The organism is Bacillus sp. FAU20 (genome assembly GCF_056033865.1).
In genome coordinates, this window is record NZ_JBVYHY010000021.1 from 215,095 (window position 1) to 232,194 (window position 17,100).

General features: G+C 33.9%; 18 protein-coding genes and 2 pseudogenes. 8 read left to right on the forward strand and 12 right to left on the reverse strand.

Annotation, left to right across the window (positions count from 1 at the left end):
- The first annotated feature begins 175 nt into the window (after positions 1 to 175).
- On the forward strand, positions 176 to 1,126 hold the full coding sequence (locus AC0OM3_RS14880) for a metal ABC transporter substrate-binding protein (protein WP_001126151.1): 951 nt from the start codon (positions 176 to 178) through the stop codon (positions 1,124 to 1,126).
- Positions 1,127 to 1,264: 138 nt separating this feature from the next.
- Positions 1,265 to 1,735 carry a GNAT family N-acetyltransferase gene (locus AC0OM3_RS14885; protein ID WP_001048677.1) on the forward strand — a complete coding sequence of 157 codons (471 nt, stop codon included), beginning with the start codon at positions 1,265 to 1,267 and terminating at the stop codon, positions 1,733 to 1,735.
- 112 nt (positions 1,736 to 1,847) lie between these two features.
- On the opposite strand, the gene AC0OM3_RS14890 is transcribed toward AC0OM3_RS14885, so the two are convergent.
- A complete protein-coding gene (locus AC0OM3_RS14890) occupies positions 1,848 to 2,798 on the reverse strand; it encodes a CobW family GTP-binding protein (RefSeq protein ID WP_000613422.1) in 951 nt (316 codons plus the stop codon).
- Positions 2,799 to 2,962: 164 nt separating this feature from the next.
- Here AC0OM3_RS14890 and AC0OM3_RS14895 point away from each other — a divergent pair, with 164 nt between their 5' ends.
- Entirely contained in the window at positions 2,963 to 3,865 is a 903-nt protein-coding gene (locus AC0OM3_RS14895) for an aldo/keto reductase (RefSeq protein ID WP_000376358.1), read from the forward strand.
- 24 nt (positions 3,866 to 3,889) lie between these two features.
- Here the strand turns inward: AC0OM3_RS14895 and AC0OM3_RS14900 are convergent, their stop codons facing one another.
- Both AC0OM3_RS14900 and AC0OM3_RS14905 read right to left on the reverse strand, forming a co-directional pair.
- Positions 3,890 to 4,474, reverse strand: coding sequence for a GNAT family N-acetyltransferase (locus AC0OM3_RS14900; protein WP_001068749.1), 585 nt, complete (start codon positions 4,472 to 4,474; stop codon positions 3,890 to 3,892).
- 84 nt (positions 4,475 to 4,558) lie between these two features.
- Positions 4,559 to 6,022 (reverse strand): flavin monoamine oxidase family protein, encoded by a 1,464-nt coding sequence (locus AC0OM3_RS14905; protein WP_001168124.1) that lies wholly within the window; start codon positions 6,020 to 6,022, stop codon positions 4,559 to 4,561.
- Between the two features lie 177 nt (positions 6,023 to 6,199).
- Here AC0OM3_RS14905 and AC0OM3_RS14910 point away from each other — a divergent pair, with 177 nt between their 5' ends.
- Together AC0OM3_RS14910 and AC0OM3_RS14915 are read left to right on the forward strand one after the other, a co-directional pair.
- Positions 6,200 to 6,391, forward strand: a complete 192-nt coding sequence (locus tag AC0OM3_RS14910) for a DUF3896 family protein (protein ID WP_000683359.1) — start codon at positions 6,200 to 6,202, stop codon at positions 6,389 to 6,391.
- Between the two features lie 104 nt (positions 6,392 to 6,495).
- Positions 6,496 to 7,497 carry an LLM class flavin-dependent oxidoreductase gene (locus AC0OM3_RS14915; RefSeq protein ID WP_000594046.1) on the forward strand — a complete coding sequence of 334 codons (1,002 nt, stop codon included), beginning with the start codon at positions 6,496 to 6,498 and terminating at the stop codon, positions 7,495 to 7,497.
- Between the two features lie 44 nt (positions 7,498 to 7,541).
- On the opposite strand, the gene AC0OM3_RS14920 is transcribed toward AC0OM3_RS14915, so the two are convergent.
- From AC0OM3_RS14920 to AC0OM3_RS14930, 3 genes are all read right to left on the reverse strand, one after another.
- Complete coding sequence (locus AC0OM3_RS14920; protein ID WP_000798310.1) at positions 7,542 to 8,486, reverse strand: alpha/beta hydrolase; 945 nt, start codon at positions 8,484 to 8,486, stop codon at positions 7,542 to 7,544.
- 214 nt (positions 8,487 to 8,700) lie between these two features.
- Positions 8,701 to 9,156, reverse strand: a complete 456-nt coding sequence (locus AC0OM3_RS14925) for a DUF3939 domain-containing protein (protein WP_000488208.1) — start codon at positions 9,154 to 9,156, stop codon at positions 8,701 to 8,703.
- A 105-nt stretch (positions 9,157 to 9,261) separates the two neighbouring features.
- Positions 9,262 to 9,705, reverse strand: coding sequence for a Dps family protein (locus tag AC0OM3_RS14930; protein WP_000105199.1), 444 nt, complete (start codon positions 9,703 to 9,705; stop codon positions 9,262 to 9,264).
- Positions 9,706 to 9,946: 241 nt separating this feature from the next.
- Between AC0OM3_RS14930 and AC0OM3_RS14935 the strand changes: the two genes are divergently transcribed.
- Positions 9,947 to 10,987 (forward strand): YkvI family membrane protein, encoded by a 1,041-nt coding sequence (locus AC0OM3_RS14935; RefSeq protein ID WP_000370207.1) that lies wholly within the window; start codon positions 9,947 to 9,949, stop codon positions 10,985 to 10,987.
- Positions 10,988 to 11,021: 34 nt separating this feature from the next.
- Here the strand turns inward: AC0OM3_RS14935 and AC0OM3_RS14940 are convergent, their stop codons facing one another.
- The 6 genes and pseudogenes from AC0OM3_RS14940 to AC0OM3_RS14965 all read right to left on the reverse strand — a co-directional run bounded on the left by AC0OM3_RS14940 (position 11,022) and on the right by AC0OM3_RS14965 (position 16,156).
- Complete coding sequence (locus AC0OM3_RS14940) at positions 11,022 to 11,387, reverse strand: DUF3979 family protein (protein WP_474212254.1); 366 nt, start codon at positions 11,385 to 11,387, stop codon at positions 11,022 to 11,024.
- Between the two features lie 322 nt (positions 11,388 to 11,709).
- Complete coding sequence (locus AC0OM3_RS14945) at positions 11,710 to 12,015, reverse strand: hypothetical protein (protein WP_000539571.1); 306 nt, start codon at positions 12,013 to 12,015, stop codon at positions 11,710 to 11,712.
- Between the two features lie 197 nt (positions 12,016 to 12,212).
- Entirely contained in the window at positions 12,213 to 13,160 is a 948-nt protein-coding gene (locus tag AC0OM3_RS14950) for a methyl-accepting chemotaxis protein (RefSeq protein WP_406566133.1), read from the reverse strand.
- Positions 13,155 to 14,195, reverse strand: a pseudogene (locus AC0OM3_RS14955) (HAMP domain-containing protein); the annotation flags it as partial. The gene AC0OM3_RS14950 and the pseudogene AC0OM3_RS14955, both read right to left, overlap by 6 nt.
- A 199-nt stretch (positions 14,196 to 14,394) precedes the next feature.
- Positions 14,395 to 15,447, reverse strand: a complete 1,053-nt coding sequence (gene rsgA, locus AC0OM3_RS14960; RefSeq protein WP_001073079.1) for a ribosome small subunit-dependent GTPase A — start codon at positions 15,445 to 15,447, stop codon at positions 14,395 to 14,397.
- Between the two features lie 182 nt (positions 15,448 to 15,629).
- Positions 15,630 to 16,156, reverse strand: a pseudogene (locus AC0OM3_RS14965) (DinB family protein).
- A 196-nt stretch (positions 16,157 to 16,352) separates the two neighbouring features.
- Here AC0OM3_RS14965 and AC0OM3_RS14970 point away from each other — a divergent pair.
- On the forward strand, positions 16,353 to 16,700 hold the full coding sequence (locus AC0OM3_RS14970) for a DUF4257 domain-containing protein (protein WP_000426317.1): 348 nt from the start codon (positions 16,353 to 16,355) through the stop codon (positions 16,698 to 16,700).
- 84 nt (positions 16,701 to 16,784) lie between these two features.
- Positions 16,785 to 17,009: a hypothetical protein gene (locus AC0OM3_RS14975; protein ID WP_000162602.1), complete on the forward strand. Its 225-nt coding sequence runs from the start codon at positions 16,785 to 16,787 to the stop codon at positions 17,007 to 17,009.
- Positions 17,010 to 17,100 lie beyond the last annotated feature (91 nt).

Sequence of the window (17,100 nt, forward strand, 5' to 3'; positions counted from 1 at the left end):
GACAACTTTATAACAAAAACAAATCGGAATGATTATTATTTATTGCAACTTTATTAAAGATGTATTATACTAAGTTCGCAAACTAAAACGTAATTATTCCGTTTTGTATTAAAATGATATTTTTCTTCTATAATTGGGGAAAATATATCCGTAAAAAAGAAAAGAGGAGAACTTCATGCCTAAAAGATTGACTATATTTTCATTCTTACTTATTTTTACCTTAATTTTCGCTGGCTGCTCAAATAAAAAAGAAAGTAATGCCAAGAAAGATGGAAAGCTAACAGTTTATACAACGATTTTCCCACTTGCTGATTTCGCAAAGAAAATCGGTGGCGACTATGTAAATGTTGAAGCGATTTACCCACCTGGTGCAGATTCACATACATTTGAACCAAGTCAAAAACAAACAGTACAAGTTGCAAAAGCCGATTTATTTGTTTATAACGGCGCTGAATTAGAACCATTTGCTGAAAAAATGGAAAAAACATTACAAAAAGAAAATGTTAAAATTGTAAATGCATCTAAAGGTATTGAGCTTCGTGCTTCTACTGAAGAAGAGCATCATGATCATGGAGATGGCCATAAAGAAGATGAACATCATCACGATAAAGACCCGCATGTTTGGTTAGATCCTACTCTAGCAATGAAACAGGCAGAAAAAATTAAAAATGCACTTGTAGAATTACAACCTGAACATAAACAAGAATTCGAAAAAAACTTTGCAGCACTTCAAACTAAATTTACTGATTTAGACGATGGATTTAAGGCAGCTGTAGCGAACGCAAAAACGAAAGAAATTTTAGTTTCTCATGCTGCCTATGGTTACTGGGAACAACGATACGGCCTAAAACAAATTCCTATCGCTGGAATTTCAGCTTCTGATGAACCATCTCAAAAGCAGCTTGCTGACATTACAAAAACAGTAAAAGAACATAATCTAAAATATATTTTATTCGAAACATTCTCTACTCCAAAAGTAGCATCCGTAATTCAAAAAGAAACTGGTACAAAAGTTTTACGCTTAAATCACTTAGCTACTATTTCTGAAGATGATGCAAAAAATAATAAAGATTACTTCACTTTAATGGAAGAAAACGTAAATACATTGAAAGAAGCAACAAACTAATCCATTATATTTTCTAGGCAGCTGAATTTGTTATTCAGCTGCCTTTTTATGTATTTATCCTTGACTTGACCAAAATAACAAGTAAAATTATCCATATTAGCTTTAAAGCTATATTAATTTAGAAGGTGAGTTGGAATTATGAATCTTCACATTTGTGAAGTAACAGCAAAAAATTGGCGTTCAGTAGTTGCTTTAGACGTCGCAAAAGATCAGCAACAATTTATTGAAAGTAACGCGTTTTCTTTAGCAGAATCATTATATGAAGGAAACGGAACGTCAGTAGGTTTATATGATGGAGAAACACTTGTAGGATACGCAATGTATGGATGGTATTCAGTAAAACATAAAAGTGTATGGCTCGATCGCTTTATGATTGACCAACAATATCAAGGAAAAGGATACGCAAAACGTTTCCTTCGCTTACTCATTCAATTCTTACAAGAAAAATTTGAATGCAAAATAATTTACTTAAGTTTACATCCAGACAACAAACTTGCAATGGGACTGTATGAATCATTTGGTTTCCGCTTAAATGGGGATATTGATGATGAAGGTCCAGTTGTAGGTGTTGTAATGGAGTTACTAATAGACGAAAATACAAGCCTGTGAAAACAGGCTTTTTATTATACATTTATCAATTTTTAGTTTCTCTCCCTTATTTAATTCTGTTTTGCAATCTAATAGAATGCTCATAAAAAATAAGCCTGCAATTTACGCAGACTTATTTCACACACTCCTCGAAATGTTCTTGGAACCACTCTTTATTAATATCTCTTCCGATAAAAACTACTTCACTTACTCGCTCTTCGCCCTCTTGCCACTCTCTATCGTACGAAGCAGCAAATAACGTATGTACACCTTGGAAAACGATACGTTTATCTACTCCATCTATCGATAAAATTCCTTTGTAACGATATAAATATTCCCCTAGCTCTTGAACGACAGCTGACATCCACTCATTAAGCTTTTGTAAATCCAGCGGACGTTCTTCACGTAATACAAATGATTTCACACCTTCTAAGTGGTTATGTTCTTTATGAGGGTAAATTTGCAACGTATCTTTCGTTTTAAACGTTTGGATTTGTAATAAAGATGGTATATCTACCTCACAGTTAGTCGCCTCAATTAACTTTGCAGTCGGGTTAATTCCTTGAATTTCATGCAAGAGATTTTCTTTCTCATTCTCTTCAATTAAATCTAATTTATTTACTAAAACGACATCAGCAAACGCAATTTGCTCTTTTGCTTCTAATCCTTTTTCAAAATGTTTATGTATATGATAACTATCTACTACCGTTACAACACCGTTAATTTGGTAAGCAGATTGAATGACTGGATCTAAAAAGAATGTTTGAATAATTGGGCCTGGATTTGCAAGGCCAGTCGTTTCAATTACTAAACCATCAAAATCCATTTTCCCTTCTGCTTTTACGTCCAGTAACTGTTTTAAAGCAACGAGTAAATCTTCACGTACAGTACAGCATAAACAGCCATTTGTCATTTCCATAATTTCTTCTTCCACATTCATAATCAACTGATTATCAATGCCAATTTGCCCTATTTCATTTACAATCACCGCTAATTTCTTACCGTGATTTTCTGATAAAATACGATTTAATAATGTCGTTTTCCCAGATCCAAGAAAACCAGTTAATATTGTTACTGGAATCATTTCGTACATCTCCTTATAGCTATATGTTTCTACATTATAGCATATAGAGAAAATCGTTTTTGTAGCAAAACATATTTATTGTCTCTACACCTAATTAACTATATAATAACATGTAGTAAGAAAGCCTTTTCAAAACATTATTATTCATCAAGGGGGTACTTATAATGGATCGAGTTCAAATGGCTGAAACGCTAGAATTTTCTCGTATTATTCAAGGATTTTGGCGTTTAGCAGAATGGAATATGACGAAACAAGAATTACTTTCTTTCATTGAAGATTGTATGGATATGGGAATTACTACTTTTGATCACGCTGATATTTACGGCGCATATACGTGTGAAGGGTTATTTGGCGAAGCTTTACAATTAAAGCCTTCCTTACGAGAAAACATGCAAATTATTACAAAGTGTGGAATCGCTCCCCCATCACCGAAATTTCCAGAGCGATATGTTGCTCACTACAATACTAGTGCAGAGCATATTATGCAAAGTGTAGAAGCATCACTTAAAAATTTACATACAGATTATATTGACGTATTACTTATTCATCGTCCCGATCCTTTTATGGATCCAAATGAAGTGGCAAAAGCATTTTCACAATTAAAACAAGAAGGGAAAGTTCGTCACTTCGGTGTATCTAACTTCTTACCTTCACAATTTAATATGTTAAGTTCGTACTTAGATTTCCCGCTTATTACGAACCAGATTGAAGTTTCTGCATTGCAGCTTGAGCATTTTGAAAAAGGGACAATTGATTTATGCCAAGAAAAACGAATCAATCCAATGATTTGGTCACCTCTTGCTGGTGGGGAGATTTTTACTGGTCAATCAGAACGCGCCGTACGTGTACGTGAAACTGTGCAAAAAGTTGCTACTGAGTTAGGTGTTTCTAGTATCGATACAGTTATGTATGCTTGGTTACTTGCTCATCCAGCTAATATGATGCCTATCGTTGGCTCTGGTAAATTAGATCGCGTAAAAACTGCCGCTCTTGCTACAAAAGTTAACTTAGACCGTCAACAATGGTTTACAATTTTCGAAAGCTCTAATGGACATCCTGTACCATAATGCATAAAAAGAAGAGCTGTTTTCTTACAGCTCTTCTTTTTCATATGTATTTCTAGTCATAGCAAATACACACATATCCCTTAATCCGTTTCCATCTACCGCAACGCTCGCACTTTCTAACGTACCTTCTAACTTAAAGCCTAATTTCTCAGGTATCGCTCTACTCTTCTTATTGAAAGAATCACAACGAATTTCTACACGGTTTGCTTTCAATTCAGAAAAAGCGTAATCCGTTATACCTTTCGCAGCCTCTACCATATAGCCTTTTCCGCTAAACCTTGTATCAATCCAATATCCGATTTCAAATTGAGGTATATCCCAATTAATACGATGTAATCCGGCTGAAGCAATAAATTCACCTGTTTCTTTCGAAAATACTAGTAATCTTAAATCTTCACGTTGCAAAAATTGAATATGTGATTTTCTAATACTTTCTTCTACTTCTTGCTCTGTTTGCTCTTTTTGTGCAAACACCATCCAAGGTTTTAGTTCTTGTATTGAAGCCTGAATTGCATCATATACAACTTTACCATCTCCTGGTTTCGGCATTCGAATAAAAAGCCTGTCAGTATAAAATTCAGAAGGAAAATCGAATAATAACGGATTCACTGTAAACACTCCCTATATTTCTTTTATATATAATAATATCCATCTCAAGTTATATAGTAAAGAATTTTCTGAATTGAAAACCTTTTACTCATTCACTTCCACCGCTACACGAATTCCAGATTCAATCGCACCTTGAATCCATCCGTGATATAGCGTTGTATGATCTCCAGCGAAGAATATTCTCCCCTCTGGTTTGACAATCGCTGGTTGCAGCTCAGTTTCTTGACCTGCTTGAAAAAGTGCAAATCCTCCAAGCGCATACGGATCCAATGTCCAGCTTTTTGAAATTCCAGATATGAACTCATCATAGACTTGACCACCTAATATCGTTGCTAAATTGTGTAAGGTGTAATAAATACGATCGCCTTTTGATAAACCATCCCATAACAATGCATCGTAAGACCATGTATAGCTACCTAACATCATAGCAGGTCCTTTTTCTCCAATCCCATGACTTGGATAATAGGCATAACGGATTGGCAAATCTGTTATAATTCTGCCACCTAATTGCCCTTGTTCTTCCCAAAATCTGCTTTTAAATTGAATTCCTATTTTCGTCGCAGGCATGTAATGTAATTCACGAATTGCTTTCCATTTTTCATGAGATATAGAATCAAACGGATCTACTTCTACAAAACGCATTGTCGAAAACGGGATAGTAACAATAACTAAATCTCCTGTAATACTACTATATTCAAAAGTTTCCTCGTTCCGATAGAAAGCTGTCACACCATTATCGTGTTGATGTAACTTCATTAATTTTTGATTATATATAATATTTTCTTCTAATTGCGGTAAAAACGACTTTGGTAATCTATCATTCCCGCCCATAATTTCACAAAATCCGCTCTCCTCTTGCATAATGTATAAAAATCGTAAAGTCTCTACAAACGACCGCTCTAAAAAACCTTCTAAATCTAATAGAACACCGATCATCTCAATTGTTACTGGCGAAAAGTAAGTATTATACTGATAAGGATGATACTTTAAAAATTGTCCAGTAGAGTATCTTCCAAAATCCTTTACTACAACGTCCCAATTTTTTTCTGGGTTCTTTTTTATAAAATTTATAATGGGCTGTACCGCTAACAATAATAATTCCTCTGACGTTTTTCCAACTTCATTCATTTCCACAGGATATCTTAGAATACTTGGATCTTTTTCATATTGTTTTAACGTCGTTTTCCGTCCATTTACGTATATAACATCCGTCTCATTCCTATTAATAAAAGGTCTCACCTGTAGCCCAAATTTTCTTATATATGCCATCGTTAATGTATGCGTATACGGAATTCTCATTGCTCCAACATCTAAATATAATCCGGTATCTTCCATTCTAACCGTTTCTATACGGCCACCTACCCGGTTATTTGCTTCAAAAATTTTCACATCATGTCCTGCAGCCTTTAATAAAGATGCTGAAACTAACCCAGCCATACCAGCTCCCACTACAATAATCTGTTTTGGGCTTATCGTCTTCTTCAATCCTTTATCTATAACTTTTAACGCTTCATCCATTTCAGTGTTATACATTATATCTTTCTGCACAATTCCACCCCTTACTTCATCAAATGGACGTTAGTGGTTTAGTGCATTTTATTCATAAATCCCCATAAACATAACACCATTGCAATTTGAATATTCACTAAAAGTACATAAGAGACAGATCTCACTTTTCTTTATACTTCGTATAATATAGCAACTACAAAGAAGGAGTGGTTAAAAATGAAACATACTTATGACTACGATGCTACAAAAAAACATTTAGAATTAAAGAAACAAAACTTATGTAAAAAACTTAGCAATATGACACTATCTGAAAAAGAACGTGAACAACTAAAACGTGAAATTGACAACTATGAATATATTTTAAATCTAGTCGAAATGAATCATTATGAACGCGGATTTTCTCGTTAAAAGCGGAAATAAGATTATCCGCTTTTCATTTTGAGCATTTCACTACGCATTTTTCATAAGTAAATATATAATAGGATGTACATTAAGATTGAGAGGTATATTCTATGATCAAGTTAAGTGTATTAGACCAATCACCTATTTCAGATGGTAGCACAGCAGCCCAAGCTTTTTCACATACAGTTACGCTTGCACAAGAAGTTGAAAAACTCGGATTCACACGTTTTTGGGTATCCGAACATCATAATTCCGTAAGCTTAGCTGGTTCAAGTCCAGAAATACTTATTTCTCATATTGCCGCAAAAACGGACCGTATTAGAGTCGGTTCAGGTGGTGTTATGTTACCGCATTATAGCCCATATAAAGTTGCTGAGAATTTCCGTGTTCTAGAAGCACTGTATCCAAATCGTATCGATCTCGGTGTTGGTAGAGCCCCTGGTGGTATGCCAATAGCAACTCGCGCACTTCAAGAAGGGAAAATGGTCTCACTTGATCAATATCCAGAACAAATTGCAGACGTTGCAATGTACTTACATGATCAAGTACCAGAAAACCATCACTATGCAAACTTAAGAGCCACTCCAGTTATCCCAACATCTCCTGAAATGTGGATGCTCGGTTCTAGCGGAGAGAGCGCTAAAATTGCTGCAAACAACGGAGCTTCTTTCGCATTTGCACAATTTATTAACGGCTTCGGAGGCCCTGAAGTTATGAGGGCTTACCAAGAACAATATCAGCCTTCATTTTTAGGAGATAAGCCTAATTCAATCGTTGCCATCTTTGTTATATGCGGAGAAACAAATGAAGAAGCGGAAAAAATTGCTTCTAGTTTAGATTTATCAATCTTATTATTAGAGCAAGGAAAACGAACTACTGGTACACCTTCTATTGAAACTGCTCAAAATTATTCATACAGCGCTTATGATTTATTCCGTATAAAAGAAAATCGTCAACGTATGATTGTCGGTGATCCGTCTTCTGTAAAAGAAAAAATAATAAACTTAAGCAAAGCATACAATACTGACGAATTTATGATTGTCACGATTACTCATCAATTCGAACATAAATTAAAGTCTTATCGCTTACTAGCAAATGCTTTTAATTTATAATTCTAAAAAGAGATGCATCACATATGATGCATCTCTTTTTCTTACTACTTATTGTTTTCATTTCCTATATATTCAATAGCTTCTTTTAATAGCTCTTCAAAGTTAATAGGATAATTATGATCTAAGTCAGGCACAACTTTATACTTATGTTCTATATTCTTCTCTCTTAATAGTTGTACGAATTGCTGCGTGGATTCGAAACAGTCTTCATCTTGATCCCCGCATACTATATATCCTTTTATATGTTTATCCTTCAGCACTCTTAGCAACTCATCCCATTCTTCAATCTCAGGAAGCCAGGGTGCCATAAAAACAAAACCATCTACATCTATATCTTTTTGTAAAATCGTATATAAAGCTACTCTTGCCCCTGCAGAAAAACCACCAATTATTACATTTTCTACTGTATGATTTTCTATAAACTTATTGTAATGCTCTTTTAATTCCCCTTTCCCTCTCTCTAGATCACCCCAAACAAATCCATCTGAAAACTGAATTTGTGAAGACTGTGGTAAAGCTAACGTGTAATCTTGTGTCAAAACTGATTTCCAATATGACTCTACTATTTGAATATTTTCTTGGTCACCATGTAATGTAAGTAGTAGATTTCCCTCTTTCTTGCTGTATATATATTTCACGTCTGGTCTTTCCGTTTTATGTGCTAATGCTTCTCTTTCTTTACATAATTGAACCATTGTATGAAATTCTTCAAATTTATGTAGTGATTTTAAATCATCGTCCGAAATTAAATACTCATTTCCATACCAGAATCCCTTTTCTATAATGGCCTCTCTCATTAAATGTAATGCTTCTTTTTCAAGTCCCGATGCACTTGCGAGCGCATACTTAAAATTATATATTTGCGCCTCATTCCCTATTACACCTGTAGCATTTTCCATTATATAATTGTACGCTTCAAAACTTCCTTTATTTGCATAACAACGTAACGTTTCATTTAATAATTGAATGTAAGTCATACTATTTTTCATGTACCAATTCCCCCGAAACCTTTTATAATATTTTTTTGCGAATCTTTATACCACTTTGTATAACCTACTCTAACAATATCTTATTCTCAGAATGATGCTTAATAGTTACTCTTCCCTGTCCAATGCATTTAGTATAAATAAGAATAGACTGAAAAATCAATATTTTAACAGACAAAAAAAGACAACAATATATGTATTGTTGTTTTCATTACGTCTACCCGCTCTTTTGTTTTTTTCTATCTGGTTTACTTGAAACTAAATAATGTTTTTCTGAAATATATAAGTCTCTTTTTAAGCTACGATTTAAGTAAGGTCCTAGTTTCATTCCGCATATGAGGCGATCTTCGCTACCTTCAACAATTGGGAACATTTCTTTTTCTGTTACGTATTGATCTACTGCTTTTTGTACGACATCAATTTCTTTCACTAGGTTTAAATTTTCTTCTGTATGTTCAAATACCTCAAGCGTTTCCTTCGTTATAAGAAAAACATTTGTTGGAAATGCAGGTAAATACGGTTTTAACAGATCATAATTTACTGTATAATCATCATTTACTAATACTGTATAAACGATATTAGCATTCGTTTCTAAAAACTGAGCCATCGCTTGTTCTAACTCATCTTTCGTAATTTCCCGCTCTTCTTTTCCAGTTCTGAAAAAGCGAAACATCGCATCGCCTCCTTTTTACTATATTATAGCATAAAAGAAAACTGAAAAATCATAAAAAAACCCATTGAAATAATTTTTCAATGGGTTTCTATATATTTTTTATCGTTATTTTAAGAATGCACTTAGCATCCATACATGTTGTTCTAATGTTGTATGAATTGCTAACAGCATGTCAGCTGATGTTTCATCGCCAGCTTCACCCGCAACTTCCATACCTTCTTTTAATTCTTGAATAAGTGCAGAATAATCATTCACTAATGTTTGCACCATTTCTTCTGCAGATTCTTTGCTTGTCCCTTCACTGACACTAGATGTTGCGAGATATTCTTTCATTGTCGCTAATGGTTTACCTTCTAAAGCTAAAATACGTTCTGCTAACTCATCAATATACGTTCCAGCCTCATTATAAAACTCTTCAAATTTCTCATGTAATGTAAAGAAGTGTGGCCCTGTCACATACCAGTGATAATTATGTAATTTAACATATAACACATTCCAGTTTGCTACCTGCTTGTTTAATACTTCAACAACATTTGTTTTCGTACTCATACAATCCACTCCTCTTATCATTTTGTAATGTTTATCTTTTAATAACCTAATTACATTTTACCATACATTCCCTTTCCTTTCGAACAATCGGCTTATATGTAACAAAGTTTTAACACCTTTAATACTTCCCTAATATCATTTAATTCATGTATTTTTTCAAACACTTCATACGTCTAATTGTCCAAGCTCATACATATGCATAATAGTACATCAAGCTCATCATAGTAGAAAGAGGGATAACATGGACAATCAACAATGGCAAGTAGCAAAGAAAGTAGCTGCTACTTATATCGGAACTGTCGTTGGAGCTGGATTTGCTACTGGACGAGAAATTGTTGAATTTTTCACAGTGAATGGATTATACGGGACAATTGGCATATGTGTAAGTGGATTTTTTTTTATTTGGCTCGGCACAAAGATGATGTTACTTTCATCACAAATCGGGGCATTTTCAGCGCAAGAATTTAACAAATATTTATTTGGGGATGTATTTGGGAATGTTGTAAACACATTATTATTACTCGTTTTATTCGGCGTAACGAGCGTTATGTTATCAGGGGCTGGTGCAGTATTTGAAGAGCAACTTCGCTTACCAAGACAACTCGGTATTCTCATTACAGTTATCGCTTGTCTCATTATAAGTAGCCGCGGATTACAAGGTGTTTTTGAAGTAAATACACTTGTCGTACCTATTATGATGATTTTTATTATCGGACTTGCTATTACAACCTTTTTTCACGGTACACCTTCCATTAATAACACTATTCCTGCAGAGAGTTGGAATATGAAATGGATTACTAGCCCTATTACATATGTCGCCTTAAATCTTTCTCTCGCCCAAAGTGTTCTCGTCCCATTAGCCAGTGAAGTAAAGGATCGAAAAGCCATTTTTTGGGGTGGGATTTTAGGTGGTGCTGGACTTTCTTTAATTTTATTATGCAGCCATTTAGCAATCTTATCAGTCGATCAATTTTATCAATATAACATCCCAATGGCTGAAGTCATAAGAAGATTTAATGCAACTTTTCACTTCTTCTTCGTTCTCATTATTTTCGGTGAAGTTTTCACAACTTTAGTTGGTAATGTGTTCGGGATGACAAAACAGATGCAATCTATTACCGGGTGGAAAAATCACAATATTATTTTCTTCATTTTACTAATTAGTTATTGCTTTAGTTACATCGGTTACAGTGACTTACTTCACATTCTATATCCTATCATCGGATGGGTAAGTATTGTTATACTTCCAATCATTGCGTTTAAACAACTTCAAAAAACATAAAAAAGCATCCATGTTATTGGATGCTTTTTTATGTTCATTCACAATCATCACATACTTCCCAGTACGGTCCCATTTCTAATGCTAAATACGGCTTTAACTGCAACCGAATCATTCGACTAGGCATGCGTTCTAAAACAAATTGAATACCTTCTTCATCTTCGTCTAATTCAACTTTTAAAATCACAATTCTTTGTATAGTCGTAATCGGAATTCCATCTTTATATAAAGTGATTTTCACCTCATCGTATTCATTAAAATACAATTCGACACTCATTTGATTTTTCAGTATTTCATCACCAATTTTATATGTATCATTTTGTTCTTGGATTATATATTTCCATCCGCCTCTATCTTCTTTCGGAGCTGTTTGAAATAATGTCTCCAAATCCTCGTATAGCATAAGATAACCCCTCTCTTACTAAAAAACGATGAGTATTTTATATACCCTTTATCTCTATCACTATCCATAGCTATTGTACCATATATCACCGTTCTTACCGTATTCATTTGCTTCATAGATACTTATAAAATAACTAATTCTATCTTCATTATTATGTATATTACCTCATTACTCCATACACTCTTACAAGTTTAAATAACGTCAGACTTTAATCCATGCAAATATTGTCTACTCTCCGCTTTTATTAGCTCACAGCATTCATACTTTTACATATAGTAAGACTACCACAAATAAAAAAGGAGAGTGACTTATACCACTCCCCTTAAAAGAACTTCCCTATAGCTGCTAAAACTAATACGATTATTAAAATTGCAAATAATAATGAGACAATGAAACTAAAAATAGGTAACGCTTTCTTTTCATTCTTCTTAAATAGTAACTTTAAACTAAGAAAAATATTTACCGGTACAAGTATAAAATAAAAATATTTAACAATTTGTACCGAGCTATTCGAAAGTGTTTTTAATATAAACACTTCAATTAGAAAAACAATAAAAAATGAAATACTTAGCCAAAATGAGACGTAACTAAGCCAAGAATGTCTTTTTGTCCCCCAATACACTCCCATAATACTCTCCTTTTATTTGTATTCTATACGTTAATAATTATACACAAAGCTAACAAATACCTCTATTTTTCGACAAACATTATGCAATATGCCATTTTAAACGTCATAAAGGAAGTCTACATCCCTATTTGATTTTACACAATAAAACAGACTACCCTCTAGTGGCATAATGCTACTAGGGGATAGTCTGTTCTCTATTAAACTTTAAATCTGTCAATTAGTCCTTGTAACTCTTCAGCCATTTGAGATAACGTACCCGCTGCGGATCCAATTTCCTCCATTGAAGCTAGCTGTTCTTCAGCTGAAGCCGCAACATTTTGTGTGCTTGTTGCATTATTTTGTGCTGTCATTGCAATTTGTCCTACCGAAATAGATACTTCATTTGCCCCTTTTGACATTCCATTAGCCGTTTCAACCATCGTCTTAATTTGATTAGCTATTTCATTTGTAGATTGTAAAATTTCAGCAAAGTTTTGCTTCGTTTCATTTGCGATAACAAGTCCAGATTGAACTTCCTCATTTACATGATTCATAGATTTGACTGTCTTACCCATATCATCTTGTATTTCACATATTAATTTACTAATTTCACTAGAAGATACGCTAGACTGCTCTGCCAATTTACGCACTTCATCTGCAACAATTGCGAAACCTCTTCCATGCTCACCGGCTCTTGCGGCTTCAATCGCCGCATTTAGAGCTAGAAGGTTTGTTTGATCTGCAATATTTTGAATTACTTCTAAAATATCACCAATTTGTTTTGATTTATTATTTAGTAATTGTATAACTGCATCTGATTGTGACACAGATTCTGCAATAGACTGCATCTGGTTTACTGTTCTTCCTACTAGTTTCCCACCATCTTCTGCTTTTTCACGAGTATGTGCAGAAGCCGTATTAATAGATGATGAACTATTTGCTACATGCTGAATACCTTCCGTTACATCAAACAGTAACATAGCGCCATTTTCTACGCTTGTTGTTTGCGTCGTTGCCCCACTTGATATTTCATCCATTGCGATTGTGATTTGCTCAGTCGCTTCACTTGCTTGCCTTACACTTGCAGTTAGCTCTTCTGATGCCGCTGCAACATGCCCAGCTGAATCGTTAATTCTTCCGATTAACGTCCGTAACGAATTCGTCATCTCATTAAAGCCTTTAGCAAGTTGGCCGATTTCATCATTAGAATGAATTTCAATTGTTTGCGTTAAATCCCCTTCACTTATTTCTTTAGAGGTAACAACTAATCTCTTTAAAGGCTTCGTAATTGAAAGTGTTACAAAATAAATAAGTGCCCCGCCTACTACTAATGAGATAAGCATAACAATTAACATATTATAAAATACAGGTTGAGCAGCTTCAATTACTTCACTTGAGTACATAGTTCCACCAATTTTCCAACCTGTTTTTACATTTGTAGCAAATACCATATTCTTTTCACTACCGCCATAAGAATATGAAAAAGCACCGTGATTATCTTCATAAATTTTCTTTGCCCAAGAATCAGCCGCTTTTTCTCCTGATTTTTCTTGTGGATGAGCAATTATTTTTTGCTTTCCATCTAAAATGAAGGCATATCCTTTTTTACCAATATTAATTAACTTTGATGTTTTTAATAAATTATCTAAACTTAAATCTAGCGCAACAACCCCATTTTTATCTTCTGTTTGTTTTGCGATTGTTACGACAATATGTCCATTTCCTTTTGCCTTATATGGCTCAGTAACAACAATACCACCTTGTTTTGCAACTGCATCTTTATACCAAGAACGCTCTGTTGGATCATAGTCTGCTGCCATTTGTATATTTGGTTCTTGTACAAATTTTTTATCATTTCCGGCAACATATACTTGTTCAACATCTTTATTTAAATTTATATATTGAGATAACATTTTTCTTAATTCATCCTGATTATCTCCTTGATACATATTCCCCTGAATCACCCGTGCAAAATTATTCACATCATTAAATTTTGCATCAATCATTTGATTGATTAAATTATCCAGTATTTTTATATTGTCGTTGGCACTACTCTTAATTTGCGATTCAAAATTCTTTTTGGCTGTTTGATAAGACATGCCTCCAATAATAGACACAGCCGCAATTAAAATTACAAAGAATGAAATTAATAGCTTTTTTGCTACTTTCATATCACGAAATAAATTTAATAGTTTACCCATTATGAACCTCCTAATTTTCAAATTTAAAAGTTAATTTGAGTTAATTATGAATATTTCCCATTCCCTAATTATTATTTTCATAACCTATTATGGTGAATACTTTGTAAAGTTTAAACAATTAATTTCCCTTTGTCTATATATACGAATAATATTATTATAAAATTTACAAATAGAAAAAACCAAAGGGGCCCTTTGGTTTTTACATTTTTTTATGTTGTTTAGAAATTTTCTTCCATTTATCACGCTCTGCTCTGGCAAGGATTGCATCTTGTTTCCTCATAAAATACGCCAGTTCTCTTTGTAATTTTTTATAGCTTTTCAAACGATCTATCGTAATAAGTCCGTTTTCAATTGCACTATACACCGCGCATCCTGGTTCATTCTCATGCTTACAATCCCGGAAACGACATGTTGTCGCAAGTTCTTCAATATCAGAGAATGCTGTTTGAATCGCTTCGCTGCCTTCCCAAAGTTGCAATTCCCTCATGCCAGGCGTATCAATCACGAGAGCTCCACTAGGCAATTGGAATAATTCTCGATGCGTTGTCGTATGCCTCCCCCTACTATCCTCTTCACGTATATCTCCCGTTTTTGCTACATCAATTCCTATTAAAGCATTTAACAAAGTTGACTTTCCTACCCCTGATGATCCAACTAAAGCAATTGTTTTCCCTGAAGAAACGAATTGTTTCAACGAATCAATACCTGTATGCTCTAAACTATCAACAACGAAAATAGGAACACCAATTGCTATAGCTTCCGTTTCTACAATTTTCTCTTCCACATCATTACATATACTACTCTTTGTTAAAACAATAACTGGCATAGCGCCGCTTTCATACGCTAATAATAAATAACGTTCCATCCTTCTAACATTAAAATCATGATTAAGTGCATTCACTAAAAATAAATAATCTACATTTGCTGCTATAATCTGTTCTTCTGTTCTTGTTCCAGCCTCTTGTCTTGAGAAAGAGCTTCTTCGCTGGAAAATACGATGAATAATCGCTTTCTTTTCATCTTCTATTTTCTTTATATACACCCAATCACCAACTGCTGGATAATCGCTTTTCGTAATCACTTCATGCCGAAACTTCCCAGACAGTTCTGCCATATATTCACCATCATTACAAATAATGCGATATATATGCTTATGCTCAAGTAAAATACGACCTACTTCATAATTTTTCTCTGTAACTTGTTCTTCAAAAAATGAATCCCAGCCGAAAGATTCTAAAATATTTTGATTCAAATAAATATCCTCCCTAGTTTGTACTAAGTGGAAGGATTGCGAATTACCTTATATAATATCGCCCTTTCCATCCACCTTTGTATTTGGTTGATTATTCATATAAGTTATTTTCGCCATAATACATCACCCCGTTCTTATTTTAATTATTCTCATTATATGGAATTCTCCTATAAAAAGCTACATCACTTTACGTAATTTTCAAATAACTTGTTTTTGAGCATTCTAATTTGTCCTCGATGACTAATTTCATCTTCTAGCACATGAAACCATAGATAGTGCTGGTTATATGCTACACCGTTAGGCCACTTTCTTTCTGACATGAGCCACTCATCACCTTGTTCACTTAAATACTTCAGAGATTCTTCTCGAACACTTTGTAGAAGTTGTACATAATACTGTATTTCATGACCACGGATTGCTCTACCCGCTTCCCCTAAATACAGTGCATCTTCCCATATTTCTAATTCTTCTTTTGTAAAGTCACGATCTTGAAATGAAATAAGCTGATGAACTTTTTCAATAGCTGCTATATGCTTTAATAAGGCGCCAATTGAATTTCCGCTGCTTTGCATAATTAAATCTAATTTCTCAACTGATAATTTTTTTACTTCGCCTAATGTTACAGCTCTCGTATGCTCAAGCAGGCTTACTAATTCCCCTATTTTTTTGTATAACCATCTACGCTTCTTATTCGATAATCTATATTCATATCACGCACCCCTTTCTGCATTCATATTATTGTAAAAATGATTCATATAATAGACTGAAATATATCTAAATTTTCTGTTACAATTAATTTGAATACAAAATATACCCAAACAAACTTTCTCAATATGCTTATATGAAATATTAAAAGGAATCAATATAAAATAATCGAATCTTATTCACTAAAAGGAGTGGATTCGATGGAAATGTATCAATGGCTAACCGCTGTTCTCGTTGGTGGCATTACCGGCTTCGTTTCCCATCTAATCAATAACCAAGGTAAGTTATTGCTTCCACGCCGTTTGAAAACATTTTTTCATTTTGGATTTTTAACTGATATTTTTACTGGTAGCCTAGCCGCACTTCTTGGGCTCGTTTTATTCGATGTCACCGCAATAAAAGAAATTATAAAAGTATCCATTGTAACTGCTATTTCCGGCCAAACTTTCTTACTACATCAAGCTCTTGGTGGCGAACAGGCTAAAAATACGCAAATTGGGAAAGCTGATGAGAAGATTCAAGAAATTGACAAATTATTGCGACGTTAGTGTATACTTTCTTTTAAAATTATTGTTATAATGAGAAATAAATATTTTCTATTGCGTCGTTTGTCAGGAGAAAGGGTGTTTCGTATGACAAAAAAGAAAATAGAAGATTTCTTAACAAACTCCGAAAAAGAGGAACTGCTAGAAAACTATAAATGTTTACGAGAAGCCCGCACAAAAAGCGAAGCTAACTATTTTGGCGAAGCAGTAAACCATCTATTAAATAAAGCAAAACAACGAATTATTAAAGATGCAGGTATACATGATGAAAATGCTGCAACTGTTCAATCAAAGAGAAAAGCACTGTTTTAGCTACATTAGCTAAAACAGTGCTTTTTATTTAGAATTTTTTTCTTTCCATGCTATATTCTCTCTGCCTTTATCTTTCCATTTTTACAGTTTC